We start from the raw sequence: 19,805 nt of genomic DNA, 5'->3' as shown, positions 1-19,805 counted from the left end.
TTCCTTATGTGCTCAAGCGGCCAGCGGGGCGCTGCACAGGCCGACCATCAGTTCGCGCCATGGCGCCAGTTCCGGCTTGCCCGGCTTGCGTTCGCCAAAGAACTGCACGATCAGGTCGCCGGTGGCGGCGTACACCTCCAGCGAGGTCACCCAGCCGTCCGCCGTAGGCTTGTTGACCACCCACGCCGAGGCGATGGCCGTCGTATCCAGGTGCAGGTTGAATGTCGGGTCCAGCACGTTGAACCACGGACCGGTGCGGCGCAGCGACTGCACGGGGCCGGAGTGGATCTGGATCATGCCGCGGTTGCCCACGAAGCACATGATGCGCAGGCCCGATTCCGACGCCGATTGCAGCATGCGTTCCACGGCGTCGGCCGGCACCGGCTGCGCCAGGTCTTCGCCGGCCGCCGCCAGGGCCGCCAGGCGCGACACCTTGAACTTGCGCAGCAGCGGGAAGAATTCGTGCGTGTCCTTCATGCCCAGCCAGGCTTCGCGCCAGGCCTGCGCGTCCTCGACCTGCCCGGCATCGGCGGACGGCGCGTAGGGCTGCGCCACGGGCCATTGCGATTCGCCCGCGAACCGCGCGACCAGCGCGTCATACGCGGCCGCATCGGTGGCATCGGTGCGGTACACCTTGTGCACCGCCACGCCCGCGCCGTCGAAGAACTGCAGGCTGTGGCGCCCGTCCTGCTCGACCGCCCAGGCCGACTTCCACGCGGTGAAGAACACGCGCAGGTCGATGTCCGGTCCCAGCACCAGGCCCACCGGACCTTCGGCCTGGATGTCCTCGTACCTGCCGTGGCGTTCGTGCACACACCAGTCGTTGCGCGTCAGCGCCATGACCTCGCCCAGCGTGCCCAGTTCGCGGAAGATCTCCTGCGGCGTGCCGTGCAGCGCGGTGGCCTTCACGCCGCCACAGCCCGCGGCCACCCACTCGGCTTCGGATACGCCCAGCGCCTGGGCCAGGTTGCGGGCGCGCAGCCCGGGTTGGGAGGCGGCCAGGGCCTCGTTGCGGGCGCGCAATGCTTCAGCGCGGATCCTGAAATCGGTATTCGTCATCGTAGGCCCTCCGGCCAGTGCAAACCATTGCTGAAAACCGCCGCCGGTCCGGTCAGCGCCGAACGGCGGCGGACCGAACTCAATATTGATACGTCAGCGAAACGCGCACGCTGCGTCCCGGTTCCGTGTACCAGTCGACCGTGCGCGGAATCGCGGTGGCGCCCGCGGTCGGCACGTTGATGGCCTCCCAGTACTTCTTGTCGAAGAGGTTGAACACCCCCGCCTGCACCTGCAATCCCTTCACCGCGGCGGGACGCCAGTACCCCATCAGGTCGACCACGCCATAGCCCGGCGCCTTGAAATCGGGGTTGGGCGCATCGGCCGAGGCCTCCGGATATTCGACCTTGTTGCGCTGCATTGCCGTGGTGAGCATCGCATCCACGCCCCACACGTCGCGGCCATAACCCACGCCGAGCACCGCCTTGAGCGGCGCCACGGAATTCAGGTACTGCCCCGTGCCCTCGTCCTTGCCCACCGCCCACGCCAGCGAGCCCCAGGTGCGCCAGCCCGGCGCGAACTTCCAGTGCGCGCTCGCCTCGGCGCCGTAGATGCGGACCTTGGCGCGGTTGACGTTGCCCGTCACGCCCAGCGGATACTGCCCCGCCCACCCCGGCTGCCACTGCGGCGAATCGGGATTGAGCGGCACATCGCCATCGATGAAGTTCTGATAACGATTATCAAACAACGATACCGCACCGCCCAGGTCGTCGGAACCGATCTTGGCGCCCAGCTCCCAGCCCTTGCTGGTTTCGGGCTTCAGGTACGGATTGCCCACGCGCAGGTACGTGCCGGGGCCGCCATAGTTGGTGTAGAGCTGCGTGGCGCTGGGGGCCTTGAAGCCATAGGCGTATTGCGCATAGAGGCTGAGCTGGCCGGCCGCCCGCCACGTGGCCAGCAGCTTGGGCGAAAAGCGGCTGCCGCTGTTGGTCGGCGGCAGCGCGCCCGCGTTCGGATTGCTTTCGTAGCTGGCGCTGGACTGCGGCCTTTGCTCGTAATGGTCGTAGCGCACGGCCGGCGCCAGCGTGTAGCGCCCGTCGGCAAAGCTGAACTCGTCCTGCACCCACAGCGCCCACTGGTTGCCCTTGGATTGCGGCACGTCGGCCTGGTTGGTGTGCAGCATGTCGCAGGCGCGCGGGCCGAATGGCGCGGGCGTGCCGGGACGGATCGCGGGGCAGTTGTCGTAGCCGCTGGAATTCTGCTCGGTCTTGTTGCCGTACCACTCGCCGCCGAAAGACCATAGCTGCGCCACCGACTCGCCCGCGATGCGCTTGGTGAATTCGGTGCTGGCGCCGAACAAGGTCTGCTGGATCGAATTGCTGCGGCCATACGGACCATTGGGAAAGCCGTAGCGGAACGGGTCGCCCGGAATGATGCGGGCGCGCGCGTCGACGCCGCGGATGCCGTTCTGCGAGTTGTCCAGGCGCACGCGCTGCCAATAGACCACCGCGTTGGCCGTGTCGATGAGGCTGCCCGAATCCGGCGCGGTGTACGTGTAGTCGAACGACACGCGCTCGCGCTCGGTTTCCTTGCGGGTGCTGTTTTCGCCGATCAGGTAGCTGGTGCCGGGGCCCTGCTCCCATTTGCTGTCGATGTCGGCGTCGCGCTTGAAGTATTCGCCCGTCAGGCCGAAAAGATGGGCGCCGTCCACGCGCTGCTGCAGCTTCATCAGGAAGCTGCGCTGGTCATAGTCCTCGGGGCTGGGCTTGCTGCGGTTGGGACCATAGCCGCCGACCTCGCCGCGGTTGTCCAGTTCGTGCCCGTTGCGCACGCCGGCCTGCACCAGCCAGAACGTGTTGCTGTGGATCTGGCCGGCCAGCGCGGCGTTGGCGCCCCAACTGCTGTCGGCGGAGTCATAGTCGGTCTTGGCCAGCGCGCCGAAGCGCTTGCCGCCGCCCAGCAGATCCGAGGGATTCAGGGTGTGCAGGTCGGCGATGCCGGAAATCGCGCCCGAGCCGCCGCCGGTCGCGTCCGCGCCGCGCACGATGTCCAGGCGCGACAGGCTGTTGAAATCCACGGCTTCCAGCCCGCCCTTCACGCCGCGCGCGCCGTCGTCCAGCCAGGGCAGGCGGATGCCATCGACGCGGGTCAGCACCCGGTCCTGGTCCAGGCCGCGGATGTTGATGCTGTTGGTCTGGCGATTGAAGCTCACGCCGGGTTCGGCGCGCCGGCTCAGGTCGGTCCAGCTCCGGATCTGCAGGTCGTCCAGGCGGCGGCGGTCAGTGGTGGTGGTCCAGGCCGGCGTGATGACCGCGGCCTCCCCGTCGATCAGGACCGGCGCGAGCTGCGTCACGGCGCCCTGAGGCAGGGCCTGCAGCACGAACACGCCCGCGCTGCGCTCCTGCACGCCCAGGCCGCTGCCCGCCAGAAGACGCGAGAAGCCTTCATGCACGGAATACTCCCCCTGCAGCCCCGCGGTGCGGCGTTGTCCCACCAGCGCCGCGTCGAACAGCACCGTCACGCCCGCGCTGTCCGCAAAGCGCGGCAATGCGTCGGCCAGCGCCCCCGCCGGGATGCTGTAGCCGCGTGCTCCCGCCTGCGCGGCCGCCGTTCCCTGCGCCTGCGCTGCCGCCATCGGCAGCATCGCGGCGGATGCCGCGGCCAGGGCCAGCGCGGCATGCACCGCGGCGGTAAGACGGGTCAGCCGGCATTGCGCGCCTCGGGCTGGTCGGGAGCCGCTTGCGCGGCCGGCGGGGAAGTAAGCCATGGTCGTCCTTTCGATCCAACAGGTATCGGCATCCGTGTGCCTATACAGACCATGACCCTCGGGAATTCAGAACCGGACAGCATTTTCAAAAGTTTTTTTGCGCGCGGCCAAAAAAGCCCGTCGCCCGCGCCGCCGTCACGCCGCCGCCTCGCGCGCAACAATCGTCACCCAGTACGGCGTGCGGTAGCGCACCTGCACGGGCAGGGTCGCCGGCAGGGCCGCCAGCACCGCGTCGGTGTCGTGCAACTGGAACGCGCCCGAGATGCGCAGGTGCGCGATCTCGGGATCGCAGCGCAGGATGCCCTGTCGGTAGCGGCCCAGTTCCGCCGCGAAGGCATCCAGCCGCAGCGCGCTGGCGTACAGCACGCCGCGCAGCCAATCGCTGGCATGCGGATCGGCCGGCGTCGCCGCCGCGGCGCCGTTGGCCGACAGGCTGCTTTGCTCGCCCGCCGAAACGCTGACGAAGCGGCCCGGCTGCGCGGGGCTGCTGACGCGCACGCGGCCTTCCTGCACGCTGAGCTGGCAGCGCCCGCCTTCCTGGCGCACACAGAATCGCGACGCCTGCGCCTCGATGTCCCCGAGCCGCGTGCGCACGATGAATGGCCGCGGGTGGCTGGCCGGGTCCGCCACGGCATGGACGGCGATCTCTCCGCCGCGCAGCCGCAGCAGCCGCGTCGCGTCGTCGAACAGCACGTCGACGGCGCTGGACGTGTTCAAGTGCAGGGTGGACCCGTCGGCCAGCTTGACGTCGCGCCGTTCGCCCACCACGCTCCGGTAGTCGGCGCTCCAGTCCAGGGGATCGGCGCGCCAGGCCGCCCAGCCCGCCGGTCCGGCCACCACCAGGGCCACCAGCGTCTTCAAGGCGGCGCGGCGGCGCTTGAGATCCGGACGATCCAGCGTCGCCATGCCCAGCGCCGACGGAATCAGCCCGAAGCGCGCATTCACCCGCTGCGCCCGCTGCCAGGCGTATTCGTGTTCGGCCTTGCTGGCGCGCCACTGGTCGCAGGCATGCACGTCCGCGTCCGTGGCCCGTCCCGAGCTCAGCCGCAAGAGCCAGCGCGCGGCTTCGCGCGCGACGTTGCGCTCGACGGCCGGCAGCTCGCCGGCCGCGTCGGCCTGGGGGCTCACATCACCGCCATGATGCATTGCTCGTATCCCTTGGTGATGTAGCGGTGCACGGTGCGCAGCGACACGTTGAGCCTGGCGGCGATCTCGCCGTGGCTCAGGCCTTCCAGTTGCGCCATCAGGAAAGCCTGGCGGGCGGGCAGCGACAGGCCCGCCAGCATCTCTTCGATTTCCTGCAGCGTCTCCAGGATGATGAGGCGCTGCTCCGCGGAGGGAACCAGCGCCTCGGGCATCAAGGCCAGGGCCTCGAGATAGGCCTGCTCCACCGAGCGGCGTCGGTGGTGGTTCAAGAGCAGGCGCTTGGCGATCGTGGTCAGGTAGGCGCGCGGCTCGCGCAGCGCATCCAGCTCGTGGCGGTGGCGCAGCACGCGCACGAACGTGTCCTGCGCAAGATCGGCGGCATCGAAGCTATTGCCCAGCTTGGCGCGCAGCCACCCATGCAGCCACCCGTGATGGGCGCGATACAGGAGATTGACGGCATCGCCCGAGGCGAGCACGGAATTCGGCACGGATGGCTCCCTGACTCACAACGCTAAAAATCACAACGACAAAAATCACAACGACAAAAATCACAACGACAAAAATCACAACGACAAAAATCACAACGACAAAAATCACAACTACAAATAGAAATCAATCTCATTCTAAATGCAAAACCCTGATCCAGGTCAAGTCCGCGCGCCGGCCTTGCGGAGATATCATCCGTACGGTGCCCGCCTCCCGCGGCGCCGCTTTCCTCAGGCTGACCTCATGCTCTACGCCGTCCTGCAATTCGTCCACGTCATCGCCGTGATCCTCTGGGTGGGCGGCATGTTCTTCGCCCACTGTTTCCTGCGGCCGGCGGCCGCGAAGCTGGAGCCCCCCGTTCGGCTGAAACTCATGTCCTCGGTGCTGGGGCCTTTCCTGGACGCCGTGATGGCGGCCATCGCCCTGATTCTGCTGACCGGCGCCGGAATGATCGGCCTGGCCGCCAGCCAGGCGGCGCAGACGGGCGGCGCCTTCTTCATGCCCAGGAGCTGGACGCTGATGGCCTCGGGCGGCATCGTCATGATGGCCATCTACGGCCACATCCGGTTCGCGCTGTACAAGCGGCTGGCCGCGGCCGTGGCGGCGTCCGACTGGCCCGCGGGCGGCCGGGCCATGGCCGGCGTGCGGCGCTGGGTGGGCGTGAACCTGCTGCTCGGGATCGCCATCGTCGCCGTCGTTTTCCTGGTGTAGCGGGCGGAACCCGCGCGGCCTGGCGCGGCAGGGCGGCCGGCGTCGGCCTTGGGGAATGTCCGGGGCATTGCATCCGGCCGCTCCGGATCTGTTGAGCACCGCCTGCTGCCAATTCATGGCAGTATTGCGGCGTCCCTCTTCCGCCCGCCCCATGTCCCGCACCGAACGCCTCCTGGAGCTCCTCCAGACCCTGCGCCGCCACCGCCTGCCCGTCAGCGGCCGCCGGCTTGCGGCCGAGATGGGCATCAGCCTGCGCACCCTGTATCGCGACATCGCCACGCTGCAATGCCAGGGCGCGGAGATCGAGGGCGAGCCCGGGGTCGGCTATGTGTTGCGGCCCGGCTTCATGCTGCCGCCGCTGATGTTCAGCACCGAAGAGATCGAGGCGCTGGTGCTGGGCACGCGCTGGGTGGCCCGCCGCTCGGACGAGCGCCTGGGCCTGGCGGCCCGCAATGCACTGGCCAAGATCGGCGCGGTGCTGCCGCAGGAGCTGCGCGACGAGCTGGACGCCATTCCGCTGCTGGTCGCTCCCAGCGCCGTCGCGGTGACGGACCGGGTCGACGTGGCGCTGATCCGCCAGGCGATCCGCGCCGAGCAGAAGCTGGACATCACGTACCGCGACGACAAGGGGTCCGATTCCAGCCGGGTCATCTGGCCATTTGCGCTGGGGTTCTTCGACAGCGTGCGCCTGGTGATGGCGTGGTGCGAATTGCGCGGCGACTTCCGGCATTTCCGCACCGACCGCATCGCCACGCTGGCCATTGCGGACCGGTACCCCAAACGCCGGCACATGCTGCTCAAGGAATGGCGCGCGCTGGAGCACGAGGCGCGCAAAGACTGACGTACGCTACTGCCAAAAACTGACAGCACCCCTGCCTATCATGAGCGCGTCAATCACCCGGAGCGCATCATGTCAGACACCAATTTCGTCATCCTGTATGTGGAAAATCCGCAGGCCAGCGCCGCCTTCTACAGCGCGCTGCTCCAGCGCCCGCCCGTCGATGCATCGCCGACGTTCGCGCTGTTCGCGCTGGACTCCGGGCTGATGCTGGGCCTGTGGTCGCGCTACGCCGCCGCGCCCGCGGCGGCCGGGCGCGGCGGGGCGTCCGAACTGGCCTTCTCCGTGTCCGATGCCGACGCCGTCGACCAGCGCCATGTGGACTGGAGCCTGCGCGGACTGCCGATCCTGCAGGCCCCGACCGACATGGACTTCGGACGCACGTTCGTCGCGCTGGATCCCGACGGCCACCGGCTGCGGGTCTTTGCCCCCGCGTCCCCGCCGGTCGCGGCCCGGTCCGAGCGCGCGGTTGCCGCCGTCTAGCGAGGCGGGCGCAGGCCGCGCCGCCGCGCGTCAGGCCTGCTGGCGGCTTGCGTTCAGCGCCACCGCCTGCGCGCGTTTCCTGAACAGCAGGTAATACAGCGCGGCCAGCAACAGCAGGAACGGCACCCCGAACACCAGCGTCATCTTGAACACGCTGGTGAACCAGGTGGTGACCAGGATCGCCAGCATCGCCACCGCGCCCAGCAGCGTCAGCACGGGAAAGCCCGGCATGCGGAACGACAGCCGCTCGCCGCCTTCGCGCACCCAGCGGCGGCGAAAGAAGTAGTGCGTGACGAAGATCATCATCCACGTGAACAGCGCGCCGAACATCGAGATGGCCATCATCAGCGTGAAGGCCGTCTCGGGATACAGCACGTTCAGCACCGTGGCGATGGCGATGCCGCTGGTGGACAGCAGCAGCGCGTTCAGCGGGGTGCCGCTGCGCGTCAGCCGGCCCAGCGCCGACGGCGCGTGGCCCGCGCGCGACAGGCTGAACATCATGCGGGTGGTGATGTAGAGCTGGCTGTTCATGGCCGACAGCGCCGCCACCAGCACGATGAAGTTGATGACGCCGGCCGCGCCCGGAATCTCCAGCGCCTGCATCACCTTCACGAACGGGCTGCCGCCCTTGCCGGCTTCGTCCCACGGCACGATGGCCAGGATCAGCGCCAGCGTCAGCAGATAAAAGACGACCAGCCGGATGATGGTGGCGCGAAACGCCTGCTTGACGGCGCGTTCGGGATCCTCGGCTTCGCCCGCCGCCACGGCGATCATCTCGACGCTCAGATAACTGAAGATCGAGATCACCACCGCGATCCACATCCCCCACACGCCGTTCGGAAAGAAGCCGCCATGCGAGGTGTACAGCGCGGCGCCGTACTGCGGGCTGCCCCACACCACATACGCGCCCAGGATGATGAAGCCGACAATGGCGCTGATCTTGATGGTCGAAAACCAGTATTCGATGGTGCCGAACGCCTTGACGCTCATTGCATTGATGACGATGAGCGCCGCCGAAAACAGGCACACCCATTGCCAGCCGGGCACGCCGGGAAACCAGAAGCTCATGTACTCGGCCACCGCCGTCACTTCGGTGCCCACGGCCAGGACCACGCAGGACCAGTACGCATAGCGCACCAGAAAGCCGGCCAGCGGGCCGATGTAGTGTTCGGCGTAGGCGCCGAAGGAGCCCGACGTGGAATGCGCGACCGTCATTTCCGCCAGGCAGGCCATCAGCAGCAGGGTGATGAACCCGCCGATGGCATAGCTGATCAGCACGCTGGGGCCGGCAAAGCCGATGGCGAACTTGCTGCCCAGGAACAGCCCCGTGCCGATGGCCCCGCCAATGGCGATCATGCTCATCTGCCCGGACGTCAGGCGGCGCTTGAGCCCCTGCTCGCGTTCGGCGATCCGCCCGAATCCTTTCTGTTGTTGCATTGTCTCCTCCTTTACTGCGCTGTTTTATTGGGGATGGCGGCTTGGAAGGCCGGCGCGGCCAGGTGCAACGTCCGGGATCAGGTCACGGCGGAGCGCTGCTTGAACTCGGGCTTGTCCCAGGCGCGCGTGTCCAGCACGTCCTTCAGGATGTCGACGGCGTCCCAGACGTCGGCATAACCGATGTACAGGGGCGTGAGCCCGAAGCGCAACACTTCGGGCTCGCGGTAGTCGCCGATCACGCCGCGCGCGATCAAGGCCTGCATCACCTCGAAGCCGTTGGGATGGCGAAAGCTCACGTGGCTGCCGCGGTCGGCGTGCGTGCGCGGCGTCACGAGCGTCAGCGGGTGGCCGGCGCAGCGCGATTCGACCAGGTCGATGAAAAGGTCGCCCAGCGCCAGCGATTTCTTGCGCACCTGATCCATGCCGGCCGCGTGCGCCACGTCCAGGCCGCACTCGACCAGCGACAGCGACACGATGGGCTGGGTGCCGCACAGGTAGCGGCGGATGCCGCCCGCGGGCTCATACGCCACCGCCATGTCGAACGGGCGGCTGTGTCCCCACCAGCCCGACAGCGGCTGCCAGAAATCCTGCGTGTGGCGCGGCGCGACCCAGATGAAGGCCGGCGACCCCGGGCCGCCGTTCAGGTACTTGTACGTGCAGCCGACCGCGAAGTCCGCGTTGGCGCCGTTCAGGTCCACGGGCACGGCGCCGGCGGCGTGGGCCAGGTCCCAGATGGCCAGCGCGCCGCGCTCATGCGCCTGCGCGGTGACGGCGGCCATATCGTGCATCTGGCCGCTTCGGTAATTGACGTGGGACAGCAGCATGACGGCGACGGAATCGTCCAGCGCCTTGTCCAGCGGGAGATCGTCGTCGATCAGGCGCATTTCGTAGCCCTGCTGCAGCAGGTCGATCATGCCCTGGATCATGTAGAGGTCGGTGGGGAAGTTGTCGCGCTCGGACAGGATGACGCGGCGCGCCGGGTGCTTTGCCTGCTGGATGCGCAGCGCGGCGGCCAGCGCCTTGAAGATATTCAGCGACGTGGTGTCGGTGACGACCAGTTCGCCCTCGCGCGCGCCCAGCAGGCCGCCCAGCTTGTCGCCCAGGCGCGCGGGCAAGTCGAACCAGCCGGCCGTGTTCCAGCTGCGGATGAGGCCCGAGCCCCATTCCTGGCCGATCACCTGCGCGGCGCGGGCCGCGGCGGTCTTGGGCAGCACGCCCAGGGAATTGCCGTCCAGGTAGAGCACGCCGGGCGGCAGCTCGAACTGGTCTTTCAAGGGGGCCAGGGGATCCTTGCGGTCGGCGTTCACGCAGGCTTCGCGAGTGTTCATGTTCCGTTCCTTCTAGCGGTTTCGCGTTAAATACTATCAGCGCGCAGGTGCCGATAAATTGCAAAATCGGTCGTGACTTACCCGGGTTTTCCGCATTAAATTGCATCCATTCGCCATTTTCAGAATTGGATTGCGCCATGCAGATCGACGCCATAGACCGGCGCATTCTTGCCCGCCTGCAGGAAGACGGCCACCTCAGCAACCAGGACCTGGCCGAGCAGGTGGCGCTGTCGCCGTCGGCCTGCCTGCGCCGCGTGCGCGCGCTGGAGGAAGCGGGCCTCATCCGGGGCTATCGCGCGGTGCTGGACGCCGAAAAACTCGGCTTTGAACTGGAGGCCATCGTCCATGTGTCGCTGGACCAGTCGCGCGTGGGCTGGCACGAAGAATTCCTGGCCGGCATCGCGCTGCACGACGAAATCACCGAGGCCAGCATCGTTACGGGCGCTTCCAACTACATCCTGACCGTGCGCACGCGCAATCTGGCCGCGTTCTCGACCTTCGTGGAGGACAAGCTCAGCAAACTGGCCGGCGTGCGCGACCTGTGCTCGCACATCGTCATGCGCAAAGTGAAAAGCCGCGAAGGCATGCTGCCCTTGTCCGCCTGGCGGCAGTAGCCGCCGCGCCGCTAGGCGGGCGCGTGTTCCAGGAAACCGAAAACCGTCACGAAGTGGCAGGCCGTGCCGGCCATGACGAAAAGATGCCAGATGCCGTGCGCGTGGCGCCAACGCTTGTCGTTCGCGTAGAACAGCGTGCCCGTGGTGTAGATGGCCGCGCCCGCGAGCAGCCAGGCCAGTCCCGCCGTGGATAGCGCGCCCGCGATCGGCGCGGCGAACGCCACGCCCAGCCAGCCCATCGCCAGGTACAGCGGCAAGGCCGGCGGGGCGCCGCGCGCCCACCAGAGTTCGCGGCTGATGCCCACGAAGGCCAGCAACCAGATCGCGACCCCCATCGCCGCGCCCCAGCCGTGGTCCACCGGACCGAACGCCAGCGGCGTATAGGTGCCGGCGATCAGCAGATAGATCGCGCAGTGGTCCGCCTTGGCCCACATCGCCTTGCGGCGGCCCTGCGAACAGTGAAACAGGGCCGACGACGCATACACCGCGATCATCGACGCCGCGAACACGGCGCAGCCGATGATCTGGCGCGTGTCCACCCGCAATTCGGCCGCGCGCGTGAGCAATGCGCCGGACGCCAGCACCGCCAGCGCCAGCCCGGTCAAATGGGTCACGCCATTGAGTCGTTCGCCATGCTGCATGTGCGCCCCCGCCCCGGCTCCATGCCGGTGCCCGCCATCATGGCGGGCATGTGTGACAGAAGCGGGACAAGCGTCGCCATATGACCTGCAGCTATATTTTTACTATTCCATATGCTTTGTGGAAAAATAGGCCGGTTGTTAGAGTGCGGCTAAGCCGGAGGGCATTGCAGGCCCACATGCTCTCCACCGTGATCACCCGTGGAGCATTGCCATGAAACTCTTCCGTACGCTTCTCGTCGCCGGCCTCATGCAGGCCGCCGCGCTGTCCGCCGCCCACGCCCAGTCCGGGCTGGACCAGATCAAATCCGCGGGCGTGTTCAAGATCGGCACCGAGGGCACCTACGCGCCCTTCACGTACCACGATGCCTCCGGCCAGTTGACCGGCTTTGACGTGGACATCGGCCGCGCCATCGCCGAGCGCCTGGGCGTGAAGGCGCAGTTCGTGGAAGGCAAGTGGGACGGTCTCATCGCGGGTCTGGACGCCAAGCGCTATGACGCGGTCATCAACCAGGTGGGCATCACCGAGGCGCGCCGCGCCAAGTACGATTTTTCCGATCCCTACATCTCGTCCGCCGCCGTACTGATCGTGCGCGACGACAACACCAGCATCAAGTCCTTCGCGGACCTGAAGGGCAAGAAGTCCGCCAATACGCTGACCAGCAACTTCGGCAAGCTGGCGCAAAGCCACGGCGCAGAAGTGGTCGCCGTGCAGGGCTTTAACGAGGCCATCGACCTGCTGACCTCCGGCCGCGTCGAAGCCACGGTCAACGACAACCTGTCCTTCCTGGACTTCAAGAAGCAGAAGCCCAACGCCCGCGTGAAGATCGCGGCCACGGACAAGACGGCGGAATTCAGCAATTCCGGCGTGCTGATCCGCAAAGGCAATCCGGAACTCAAGGCCGCCATCGACAAGGCGCTGGCCGACATGAAGGCCGACGGCACGTACAAGACCATCTCGGTCAAGTACTTCGGCACGGACCTGTCCGCCCAATAAGCCGCAATAAGCCGCTATAGGCCTATAAGCAATAGGAGCGCCCATGACGCTGCCCACCTGGCTGCACGCCCTCCTGCCCGACTGGCTGCTGGCAAAAATAGGCGAATGGACAGTGCCGGCCTGGGTGCAGCTCATGGCGGATTCGTTTTGGCCGCTGCTGCATGCGGGGCTGGTGTTCACGGTGCCGCTCACGCTGATGTCCTTTGCGCTGGGCCTGGCGCTCGCCTTCGTGGTGGCGCTCATCCGCCTGTTCGGCCCCGCGCCACTGGTGGCGGTGGTGCGCTTCTATGTCTGGCTCATCCGCGGCACCCCGCTGCTGGTGCAGCTCTTCGTCATCTTCTACGGCCTGCCCAGCGTGGGCATCGTGCTGGATCCCCTGCCCGCCGCGCTGATCGGCTTCACGCTGAACGTCGGCGCCTACAACTCCGAAGTGATCCGCGGCGCGATCGAATCCATCACCAAGGGCCAATGGGAAGCGGCCTATTCGCTCAGCATGACGCGCGGCCAGGCCCTGCGCCGCACCATCCTGCCGCAGGCCGCCCGCGTGGCCGTGCCGCCGCTGTCCAATTCCTTCATCGCGCTGGTCAAGGACACCTCGCTGGCCGCCGTGCTGACGGTGCCCGAGATCTTCCAGGCCGCGCAGCGCATCGCCGCCGTCACCTATGAGCCGCTGATCCTCTATACCGAGGCCGCACTGATCTACCTGGCATTCAGTTCCGTGTTGTCGGCGGCGCAGGTGCGGCTGGAGCGGCGCTTCGGCCAGCACGCCATGTTCAGCGAGAAGACCCGATGATCCGCCTTGAAAAAATCGAAAAGTCCTTCGGCGGCAATCCCGTGCTCAAGCAGGTGGACGTGCAGATCGACGAAGGCAGCGTCACCGCGCTGATCGGCCCGTCGGGCAGCGGCAAGAGCACGCTGCTGCGCTGCGTGAACCTGCTGGAAGTCCCCGACCGCGGCCGCCTGGAGATCGGACCCGAGACGGTCGATTTCGAACCCGGACGCAAGCTCGCGCGCGAGCAGGTCCAGGCCGTGCGCAAGCAGACCGGCATGGTGTTCCAGAACTTCCAGCTCTTTCCGCACCAGACCGTCGTGGCCAACGTCATGGAGGGGCTGGTGACGGTGCAGAAATGGCCCGCCGACCGTGCCCGCGCGCGAGCCGAGGAACTGCTGCGCAAAGTGGGCATGCTGGAAAAGGCGGACGCCTGGCCGGCCAACCTGTCGGGCGGCCAGCAGCAGCGCGTGGCCATCGCCCGCGCGCTGGCGCCCGCGCCGCGCGTGCTGCTTTGCGACGAGCCGACCTCGGCGCTGGACCCCGGACTGGCCGCCGAGGTGGTCGACGTGCTGCGCCAGCTGGCCGCGGAAGGCATGACCATGCTGATGGCCACGCATGACCTTCGGCTGGCCGCCAGCGTGTCGCGCGAAGTGGTATTCCTGCTGGATGGCGTGGTGGTCGAAGCCGGGGATTCCCGCACCGTGTTCACGCGCCCCGCCGATTCGCGCACCGCGGCGTTCGTGTCGACGCTGACGCAGGAAGCCGCGATCTAGCGGCCGTCTTCGGCTTCGGTGCCTGACACCCGCTGGAACGCCGCACAGGGTGTCAGACACCGCGCCGGCGCGGGCGCGTCCACCGCCCGCTACTTCGGCGGCAGCGATCCCGCCGGGTCAACGGCCTGGCCGTCGTAGCGCAATTCGAAATACAACCCCACCTGCTTGCTGTCGCTGTTGCCCATTTCGGCAATCTTCTGCCCCTGGGACACGCGCTGCCCTTCCTTGACCAGCAGCTTGCTGTTGTGCGCGTAGATGCTGAGGAAGCTGGCGTTGTGCTTCACGATCACCAGATGGCCGTAGCCGCGCAGGCCGCTGCCCGAATAGGCCACCGTGCCCTGCGCCGCGGACACGACCGGGGTGCCGGCGGCATTGGTGATGACGATGCCGTTCGAGTGGGATCCGTCGTAACCGCGCGTGACCTTGCCCTGCGCGGGCCAGACCAGCGAAATCGCGCCCGGCGGCGCGGTGCGCCGCTTGCCGGACGAGGCGGTGGCGCGCGGCGCGGACTTGGGCTTGGGCTTGCTGCTGGCCTTGCGCGGCGGCGAGGTGCGCGCTTGCCCGGCGGGCGGATCGACCCGCAGCACCTGGCCGACTTCGATCGAATTGGCGTTCGACAGGTTGTTCCACCGCACCAGGTCGCGCACGCTGGCCCCTTCTTTGCGCGCAATCTGATAGAGAGTGTCGCCCGACTCGACGCGGTAGTAGCCGGGCTGGACCTTGGTGGTGCCGCAGGCGGCCAGCAGCACCAGCAGCCCCGCCATCAGCGCGCCCCGCCACCATCGGGCGAAGGATCCCGCACGGCCCCTTGCGGGGGACTGGACGGCAAAGGACAAGGTCGAAACGGGCAAGGTCGAAACGGACAAGGAAAGCTCTGAAACCTGGGGCACGGGGTCGCGTGTCGGAACGAAGTGCGTTCAAGGGTACCAAGAAATCGGGACCGCTTGGCATAGAATGCCTGCATGCCATCCACGACCCGCCTCCTGTGCACGTTGCGCGCCCTGCGCGCCGAGGGCGTGCTATGGCTGGCGCTCCTGGCCCTGGCGCTGCGGGCCCTGGTCCCCGCCGGCTACATGCCGGACACGCGCGCGCTGCACGATGGCCGCCTGGAGGTCACGTTCTGCTCGGCAGCGGGCGACTTGTCGGTATTGAACGTGGCGCTGCCCACCGATGGCAATGGCAAGGCGGGCCACGGCGCCGCGGACACCGGCGCGCAGTGTCCCTTCGGCCTGCTCGCGCACGTCACGCCCGCCACCGCGCCGCCCATGACGCCGCTGCTGCTGACGGCCGCCGGACATCCTCCGCCCCCGCCCGCTCCCCCCTTCCTGCCCGCGCAGCCGGCCCAAGGGCCGCCGCTCGGCTCCCGCGCGCCTCCACCACGGGCCTGACTCCGTCCAGGTCCGTCCGCGTGCCTTGCCGCCCTACTTATATTTAGTGGCGAGGGACTGCGGGCGGCACTTGCCGCGCGGCGCCACCGCGCGGCCGACCCGTCAATCCCGAGGCTTTACATGCATTCCCTCTTTTCGCGCGCGCCAGCCGGCGCGCCACGCGCTGCCGCGCCCGATCCGCGGCGACGCCTGCTGCTGTCGACCCTGGCGCTGCTGCCGCTCGCCGGCTGCGGCCCCGACACGCCCCCCCTGCACGGCATGGACCTGTCCAGCATGCCGGCCGGCGACTTCCAGTTGCAGGACACCGCCGGCCAGACGCGCACCCTGGCCGACTACCGCGGCCATCCCGTCATGCTGTTCTTCGGCTTCACGCAATGCCCGGACATCTGCCCGACGGCGCTGACCCGCGCGGTCGAGATCAAGTCGCTGCTGGGCGCCGACGCCGACAAGCTCCGCGTCCTCTTCATTACCGTGGACCCCGAACGCGACACGGCCGAGATCCTGCGGGCGTACACGCAGGCGTTCGATCCCGGCTTCATCGGCCTGCGCGGCACGGCGGAGCAGACCCGGGCCGCCGCCCAGTCCTTCAAGGTCTTCTACCAGAAGGTCGCGACGGGCTCTTCCTACACCATGGACCACACCGCGCTGACCTACCTCATCGACGCCCAGGGCAAGCTGCGCGTCGCGCTGCGCCATCAGCAGACGGCGCAGGAATGCGCGCAAGACCTGCGCACCGTGCTTTGACTCACCCAAAGGAAACCACCATGACCAAGATCTCGATCAAACCCCTGGCCGCCGTCTTCGCCCTGGCGCTGGCGGGATTCACGCTCCCGGCCCTGGCGCAGGACGCCGGACTGGCCGTGCAGGACCCCTGGGTGCGCGCCACCGTCCCCAACCAGCACGCGACCGGCGTGTTCATGCGCCTGACCTCCGCCCAGGCGGGCCGGCTCGTCGGCGTGGAGTCGCAGGCGGCCAAGCACGTGGAAGTGCACGAAATGGCGATGCAGGACAACGTCATGAAAATGCGCCAGGTGGCCGGCATCGACCTGCCGGCCGGCCAGGCGGTGGACCTCAAGCCGGGCGGTTATCACGTCATGCTCATCGACCTGGCCCGTCCGATCTCGCCGGGGGACCACGTCTCGCTGACGCTCATCGTGGAAGACGCGGCGCGCCAGCAGCGGCGCGTGCCGGTGGACGCGGTGGCGCGGCCGCTGAACGCCGCCGCCGCACCGGCGGCCGGTCACCACCATTGAAGCCTCTTCGGAGCGGGCGCGCGTCGCGCGCCGGCCCGGATGCGGGGCGCACATATCAGGGACGCATCCAATGCCGCCCGGACAGCGTGCCGCCCCGATTCACCATACAATGCCTGCACATCCGCCGCCCGCGCCATGAGGTCCGGGCAGCAGCCGGCCACTGCCGCCGCGCTCAGGATGCCAGCGTTCCGCGCAGCCGGGCGCCCGTAACTGCCGGCTGGCTGGCCGGCGCCTCTGTATCTGGATATGCCCGGTAGTTCCGCCTTTTCCTTCCTGCGTACCCTCTGCAGCCTGCGCTGGCTTGCCATCGCGGGCCAGGCCGCCACCATTCTGCTGGCCAGCAGCGTGCTCGGGCTGGACCTGCCGCTGGAGCCGCTGTGGCTGGGCGTGGGCCTCTTGATCGGCTTTAACGTCTACGCCAGCCTGCGCCTGCGGCATCCGCGCGACCTGTCCCACGCCACCGCCTTTGGCCACCTGTTCGTCGACATGGCGGTGCTGGCCTGGATGGTGGGCTGGAGCGGCGGCATCAGCAATCCGTTCGGGACGATGTTCCTGATCCTGACGGCGCTGGCCGCATTGGCCTTGCCCCGCAACTGGGCCCTTGCCGCGGCGCTGGCCGGCGTGCTGGGCTACGCCGCGGCCGCCGTTTTCGGCCAGCCCCTGCGCGGGGACGTCGATCCCCACAATCTGCTGCTGTGGGGCCTGGGCGCCAATTTCCTGATTTCGGTCGTGGTGGTGCTGGTGTTCTCGACGCGCCTGGCCGCCGACATGCGCGCCCGCGAGCGCGAACTGGCCCGCCTGCGCGAACGCTTCACCCGCAACGAGGGCATCGTCGCCCTGGCGACCCACGCGGCCGCGATGGCGCACGAACTGAACACTCCCCTCGCCACCATGACGCTCCTGACCGACGAGATCGCCGCCGAGGTCCAGGACGACGAGGACCTGCGCGCCGACGTCGCCACCCTGAGCCAGCTCCTGGCCCTGTGCCGGGAACGCATCCGCAATCTGGCGGTCCCAACCGCCGTGGACCTGGTTCGCGTGGTGGGGCAATGGCGCCTGATCCGCCCGACCATCGACTTGCAGCGCTCGGGCACCTTGCCCACCAGCCTGCGCGTCGATCCGGCCATCGCCCATCTGCTGCAGGCGTTGTTGAACAACGCGGCGGACGCGGGCGAGGCGGCCGAGGCGCCCCGCGTGGACCTGCACCTGGAATACGGCTATGGCGCCCTGCGCGGGGAAGTCCGGGATTACGGACGGGGCTTCGACCCCGACCATACCCTGCTGCCCGCGACCAGCCTGTTCAACAGCGGCAAGCCGGGCGGCCTGGGCGTGGGCCTGGCGCTGTCGCATGCCACCGTCGAACAGATGGGCGGCGAAATGACCATGACCGCGGCCGAAGGCGGCGGCACCCGCATCCGCTTTTACCTGCCCCTGGGCAACCCCGGGACCTGAATGTGATGAATGCAAACGACCTTGGCCTGCTGATCGACGACGACGAACTCTACGTGCGCACCCTGCAGCGCAGCCTGTCGCGCCGCGGCCTGGAAACCCGCACCGCCACCGGCATCGCCGAGGCGCTGCGCGTGGCTGAAGAAATCCGCCCCGCCTTCGCCTTGGTCGACCTGCGCCTGGGCGAAGACTCCGGCCTGACCCTGATCCGCCCCTTGCGCGCCCTGCGCGAGGACATGCGCATCCTGCTGGTCACCGGCTACGCCAGCGTGGCCACCGCCGTCGAGGCCATCAAGCGCGGCGCGGACGACTACCTGCCCAAGCCGGCCACGGCGCCCATGATCCTGCGCACGCTGGGCCTGGTGAAGCCAGAAACGGTTACGATCGAAACGACCATGACGCCGTTGCACCGCCTAGAATGGGAGCACATTCACCAGGCCCTGCACGAGACCGGCGGCAATGTGTCGGCCGCGGCGCGCCTCCTGGGCATGCACCGTCGCTCGCTCCAGCGCAAGCTGGCCAAGAAACCGGGGCCGGAACGCGAAGTGCTCGTGGATTGATTTGTGCGGGGCGACACATCTTTACAACACCCCCGTGTGCAGGTGCGACATATCGTCGCACCCCTCCCCCTCCCCTCGGGGCTTCCGCTCCCCTAGGAAAACCCTGAATCCGCCGCCATTGGGCCGGATTCCTCCCAGGCAATGCGACCATTCGTCGCAGGCTTGACCGAAATCAAACCGATAGGATGGAGGTTGCTGCCTAGCAGCATTCCAGTCTGCTGCCCTGCAGCATTTTCCACCTTCCATCCAAGGCTGTACGTGAAACACCCCCTCCTTGCGACCCTTACGCGCATATTTGGCGTCGGCGCGGTCATGCTGCTTGGCGGCTGCAACATGGAAATCCTCTCCCCCAAGGGAGATATCGGCATCCAGGAAAAGACGTTGCTGCTGACCGCGACCGGGCTCATGCTCATCGTTGTCATTCCAGTCATCATCATGATCGTGGCTTTTGCCTGGAAATACCGCGCCTCCAATACCAAAGCTGACTACCAGCCCACGTGGGCCCACTCCACCGCGATCGAAATCGTGGTCTGGACCATCCCTTGTATCATCGTGGCGATTCTCGCCGTGATCACCTGGCGCTCCACGCACGCGCTGGATCCCTACAAGCCGCTCGTGTCCGAACACAAGCCGGTGACCATCGAGGTGGTCTCGCTGGATTGGAAGTGGCTCTTCATCTACCCCGAGTACGACATCGCCACGGTCAACGAGATCGCGTTCCCCGTGGACGTTCCGGTCAACTTCCGGATCACGTCGGCATCGGTGATGAACTCCTTCTTCATTCCCCAGCTCGGCAGCCAGATCTACTCGATGGCCGGCATGGAAACCAAGCTGCACCTGAACGCGCGCGAAATCGGCACCTACGCCGGCATTTCGGCCAACTACAGCGGCGGCGGCTTCTCGGGCATGCGCTTCAAGGCCCACGCCATGTCGCAGGAAGGGTTCGACAACTGGATCAAGGAAGCCAAGTCGGCTCCCTCCGCCCTGACCCCCGAGGTCTACGCGGAACTGACCAAGCGCAGCGAACACAATCCGGTCGTGAAGTACTCGTCGGCGCCGCCCGCCATGTTCGATTTCATCCTGGGCAGCACGATGACCAAGATGGCCGGCGTGGACTCCGCCACGTGCACCTCCACGTCGAATAATCTGATCGCAGGAATCAACTAACA

At 67.6% G+C, this 19,805-nt stretch carries 22 protein-coding genes; 13 read left to right on the top strand and 9 right to left on the bottom strand.

Annotated elements, in window-relative coordinates; all coding sequences use genetic code 11:
• Positions 1-12: 12 nt before the first annotated feature.
• From BMW75_RS26110 to BMW75_RS30025, 5 genes are all read right to left on the bottom strand, one after another.
• A complete protein-coding gene (locus BMW75_RS26110; protein WP_092582462.1) occupies positions 13-1,059 on the bottom strand; it encodes a hemin-degrading factor in 1,047 nt (348 codons plus the stop codon).
• 79 nt (positions 1,060-1,138) lie between these two features.
• Positions 1,139-3,763, bottom strand: coding sequence for a TonB-dependent receptor (locus BMW75_RS26105; RefSeq protein ID WP_092582461.1), 2,625 nt, complete (start codon positions 3,761-3,763; stop codon positions 1,139-1,141).
• 135 nt (positions 3,764-3,898) lie between these two features.
• Positions 3,899-4,909 (bottom strand): FecR domain-containing protein, encoded by a 1,011-nt coding sequence (locus tag BMW75_RS26100; RefSeq protein ID WP_092582460.1) that lies wholly within the window; start codon positions 4,907-4,909, stop codon positions 3,899-3,901.
• Complete coding sequence (locus BMW75_RS26095) at positions 4,888-5,397, bottom strand: sigma-70 family RNA polymerase sigma factor (protein WP_092582459.1); 510 nt, start codon at positions 5,395-5,397, stop codon at positions 4,888-4,890. The genes BMW75_RS26100 and BMW75_RS26095 overlap by 22 nt, the downstream gene beginning before the upstream one ends.
• A gap of 23 nt (positions 5,398-5,420) precedes the next feature.
• Positions 5,421-5,531 carry a pentapeptide repeat-containing protein gene (locus tag BMW75_RS30025; protein WP_139208601.1) on the bottom strand — a complete coding sequence of 37 codons (111 nt, stop codon included), beginning with the start codon at positions 5,529-5,531 and terminating at the stop codon, positions 5,421-5,423.
• A 107-nt stretch (positions 5,532-5,638) separates the two neighbouring features.
• Here BMW75_RS30025 and BMW75_RS26090 point away from each other — a divergent pair, with 107 nt between their 5' ends.
• The 3 genes from BMW75_RS26090 to BMW75_RS26080 all read left to right on the top strand — a co-directional run bounded on the left by BMW75_RS26090 (position 5,639) and on the right by BMW75_RS26080 (position 7,427).
• Positions 5,639-6,106 (top strand): CopD family protein, encoded by a 468-nt coding sequence (locus BMW75_RS26090; protein ID WP_092582458.1) that lies wholly within the window; start codon positions 5,639-5,641, stop codon positions 6,104-6,106.
• 151 nt (positions 6,107-6,257) lie between these two features.
• On the top strand, positions 6,258-6,947 hold the full coding sequence (locus BMW75_RS26085) for a helix-turn-helix transcriptional regulator (RefSeq protein ID WP_076516248.1): 690 nt from the start codon (positions 6,258-6,260) through the stop codon (positions 6,945-6,947).
• Positions 6,948-7,016: 69 nt separating this feature from the next.
• The gene (locus BMW75_RS26080; protein WP_092582457.1) at positions 7,017-7,427 is read left to right on the top strand and encodes a VOC family protein; all 411 of its coding nucleotides are present in this window, start codon (positions 7,017-7,019) and stop codon (positions 7,425-7,427) included.
• A gap of 30 nt (positions 7,428-7,457) precedes the next feature.
• Here BMW75_RS26080 and BMW75_RS26075 read toward each other — a convergent pair whose 3' ends face one another.
• Positions 7,458-8,864 (bottom strand): amino acid permease, encoded by a 1,407-nt coding sequence (locus BMW75_RS26075; RefSeq protein WP_092582456.1) that lies wholly within the window; start codon positions 8,862-8,864, stop codon positions 7,458-7,460.
• Positions 8,865-8,941: 77 nt separating this feature from the next.
• Entirely contained in the window at positions 8,942-10,192 is a 1,251-nt protein-coding gene (kynU, locus tag BMW75_RS26070; RefSeq protein WP_092582455.1) for a kynureninase, read from the bottom strand.
• 137 nt (positions 10,193-10,329) lie between these two features.
• Here kynU and BMW75_RS26065 point away from each other — a divergent pair, with 137 nt between their 5' ends.
• A complete protein-coding gene (locus tag BMW75_RS26065) occupies positions 10,330-10,806 on the top strand; it encodes an Lrp/AsnC family transcriptional regulator (protein WP_092582454.1) in 477 nt (158 codons plus the stop codon).
• Positions 10,807-10,817: 11 nt separating this feature from the next.
• Here the strand turns inward: BMW75_RS26065 and BMW75_RS26060 are convergent, their stop codons facing one another.
• Entirely contained in the window at positions 10,818-11,447 is a 630-nt protein-coding gene (locus tag BMW75_RS26060; RefSeq protein ID WP_076521772.1) for a PAQR family membrane homeostasis protein TrhA, read from the bottom strand.
• 211 nt (positions 11,448-11,658) lie between these two features.
• Between BMW75_RS26060 and BMW75_RS26055 the strand changes: the two genes are divergently transcribed.
• The 3 genes from BMW75_RS26055 to BMW75_RS26045 all read left to right on the top strand — a co-directional run bounded on the left by BMW75_RS26055 (position 11,659) and on the right by BMW75_RS26045 (position 13,986).
• Entirely contained in the window at positions 11,659-12,441 is a 783-nt protein-coding gene (locus tag BMW75_RS26055; RefSeq protein ID WP_092582453.1) for an amino acid ABC transporter substrate-binding protein, read from the top strand.
• A 112-nt stretch (positions 12,442-12,553) separates the two neighbouring features.
• The gene (locus tag BMW75_RS26050; protein ID WP_056327000.1) at positions 12,554-13,234 is read left to right on the top strand and encodes an ABC transporter permease subunit; all 681 of its coding nucleotides are present in this window, start codon (positions 12,554-12,556) and stop codon (positions 13,232-13,234) included.
• Positions 13,231-13,986, top strand: coding sequence for an amino acid ABC transporter ATP-binding protein (locus BMW75_RS26045; protein WP_092582452.1), 756 nt, complete (start codon positions 13,231-13,233; stop codon positions 13,984-13,986). The genes BMW75_RS26050 and BMW75_RS26045 overlap by 4 nt, the downstream gene beginning before the upstream one ends.
• Positions 13,987-14,075: 89 nt before the next feature.
• Here the strand turns inward: BMW75_RS26045 and BMW75_RS26040 are convergent, their stop codons facing one another.
• Positions 14,076-14,750: a peptidoglycan DD-metalloendopeptidase family protein gene (locus BMW75_RS26040; RefSeq protein ID WP_092582451.1), complete on the bottom strand. Its 675-nt coding sequence runs from the start codon at positions 14,748-14,750 to the stop codon at positions 14,076-14,078.
• A 198-nt stretch (positions 14,751-14,948) separates the two neighbouring features.
• On the opposite strand from BMW75_RS26040, the gene BMW75_RS26035 reads away from it, so the two are divergent.
• The 6 genes from BMW75_RS26035 to cyoA all read left to right on the top strand — a co-directional run bounded on the left by BMW75_RS26035 (position 14,949) and on the right by cyoA (position 19,803).
• Positions 14,949-15,374 (top strand): DUF2946 family protein, encoded by a 426-nt coding sequence (locus BMW75_RS26035; protein ID WP_092582450.1) that lies wholly within the window; start codon positions 14,949-14,951, stop codon positions 15,372-15,374.
• Positions 15,375-15,494: 120 nt separating this feature from the next.
• A complete protein-coding gene (locus tag BMW75_RS26030) occupies positions 15,495-16,118 on the top strand; it encodes an SCO family protein (protein ID WP_083714157.1) in 624 nt (207 codons plus the stop codon).
• A gap of 20 nt (positions 16,119-16,138) precedes the next feature.
• On the top strand, positions 16,139-16,627 hold the full coding sequence (locus tag BMW75_RS26025; protein WP_076516266.1) for a copper chaperone PCu(A)C: 489 nt from the start codon (positions 16,139-16,141) through the stop codon (positions 16,625-16,627).
• A 246-nt stretch (positions 16,628-16,873) separates the two neighbouring features.
• Complete coding sequence (locus BMW75_RS26020; RefSeq protein ID WP_076516268.1) at positions 16,874-18,079, top strand: HAMP domain-containing histidine kinase; 1,206 nt, start codon at positions 16,874-16,876, stop codon at positions 18,077-18,079.
• A gap of 5 nt (positions 18,080-18,084) precedes the next feature.
• A complete protein-coding gene (locus BMW75_RS26015; RefSeq protein WP_076516270.1) occupies positions 18,085-18,636 on the top strand; it encodes a response regulator transcription factor in 552 nt (183 codons plus the stop codon).
• A 258-nt stretch (positions 18,637-18,894) separates the two neighbouring features.
• Positions 18,895-19,803: a ubiquinol oxidase subunit II gene (gene cyoA / locus BMW75_RS26010; RefSeq protein WP_092582449.1), complete on the top strand. Its 909-nt coding sequence runs from the start codon at positions 18,895-18,897 to the stop codon at positions 19,801-19,803.
• The last annotated feature ends 2 nt before the right edge of the window (positions 19,804-19,805 follow it).

Origin of the sequence: Achromobacter sp. NFACC18-2, from assembly GCF_900108985.1 — a bacterium.
GTDB lineage: Bacteria > Pseudomonadota > Gammaproteobacteria > Burkholderiales > Burkholderiaceae_B > Achromobacter.
Note: the sequence above shows the minus strand (reverse complement) of the source record. Positions and strands in the feature narration are given on the sequence as shown.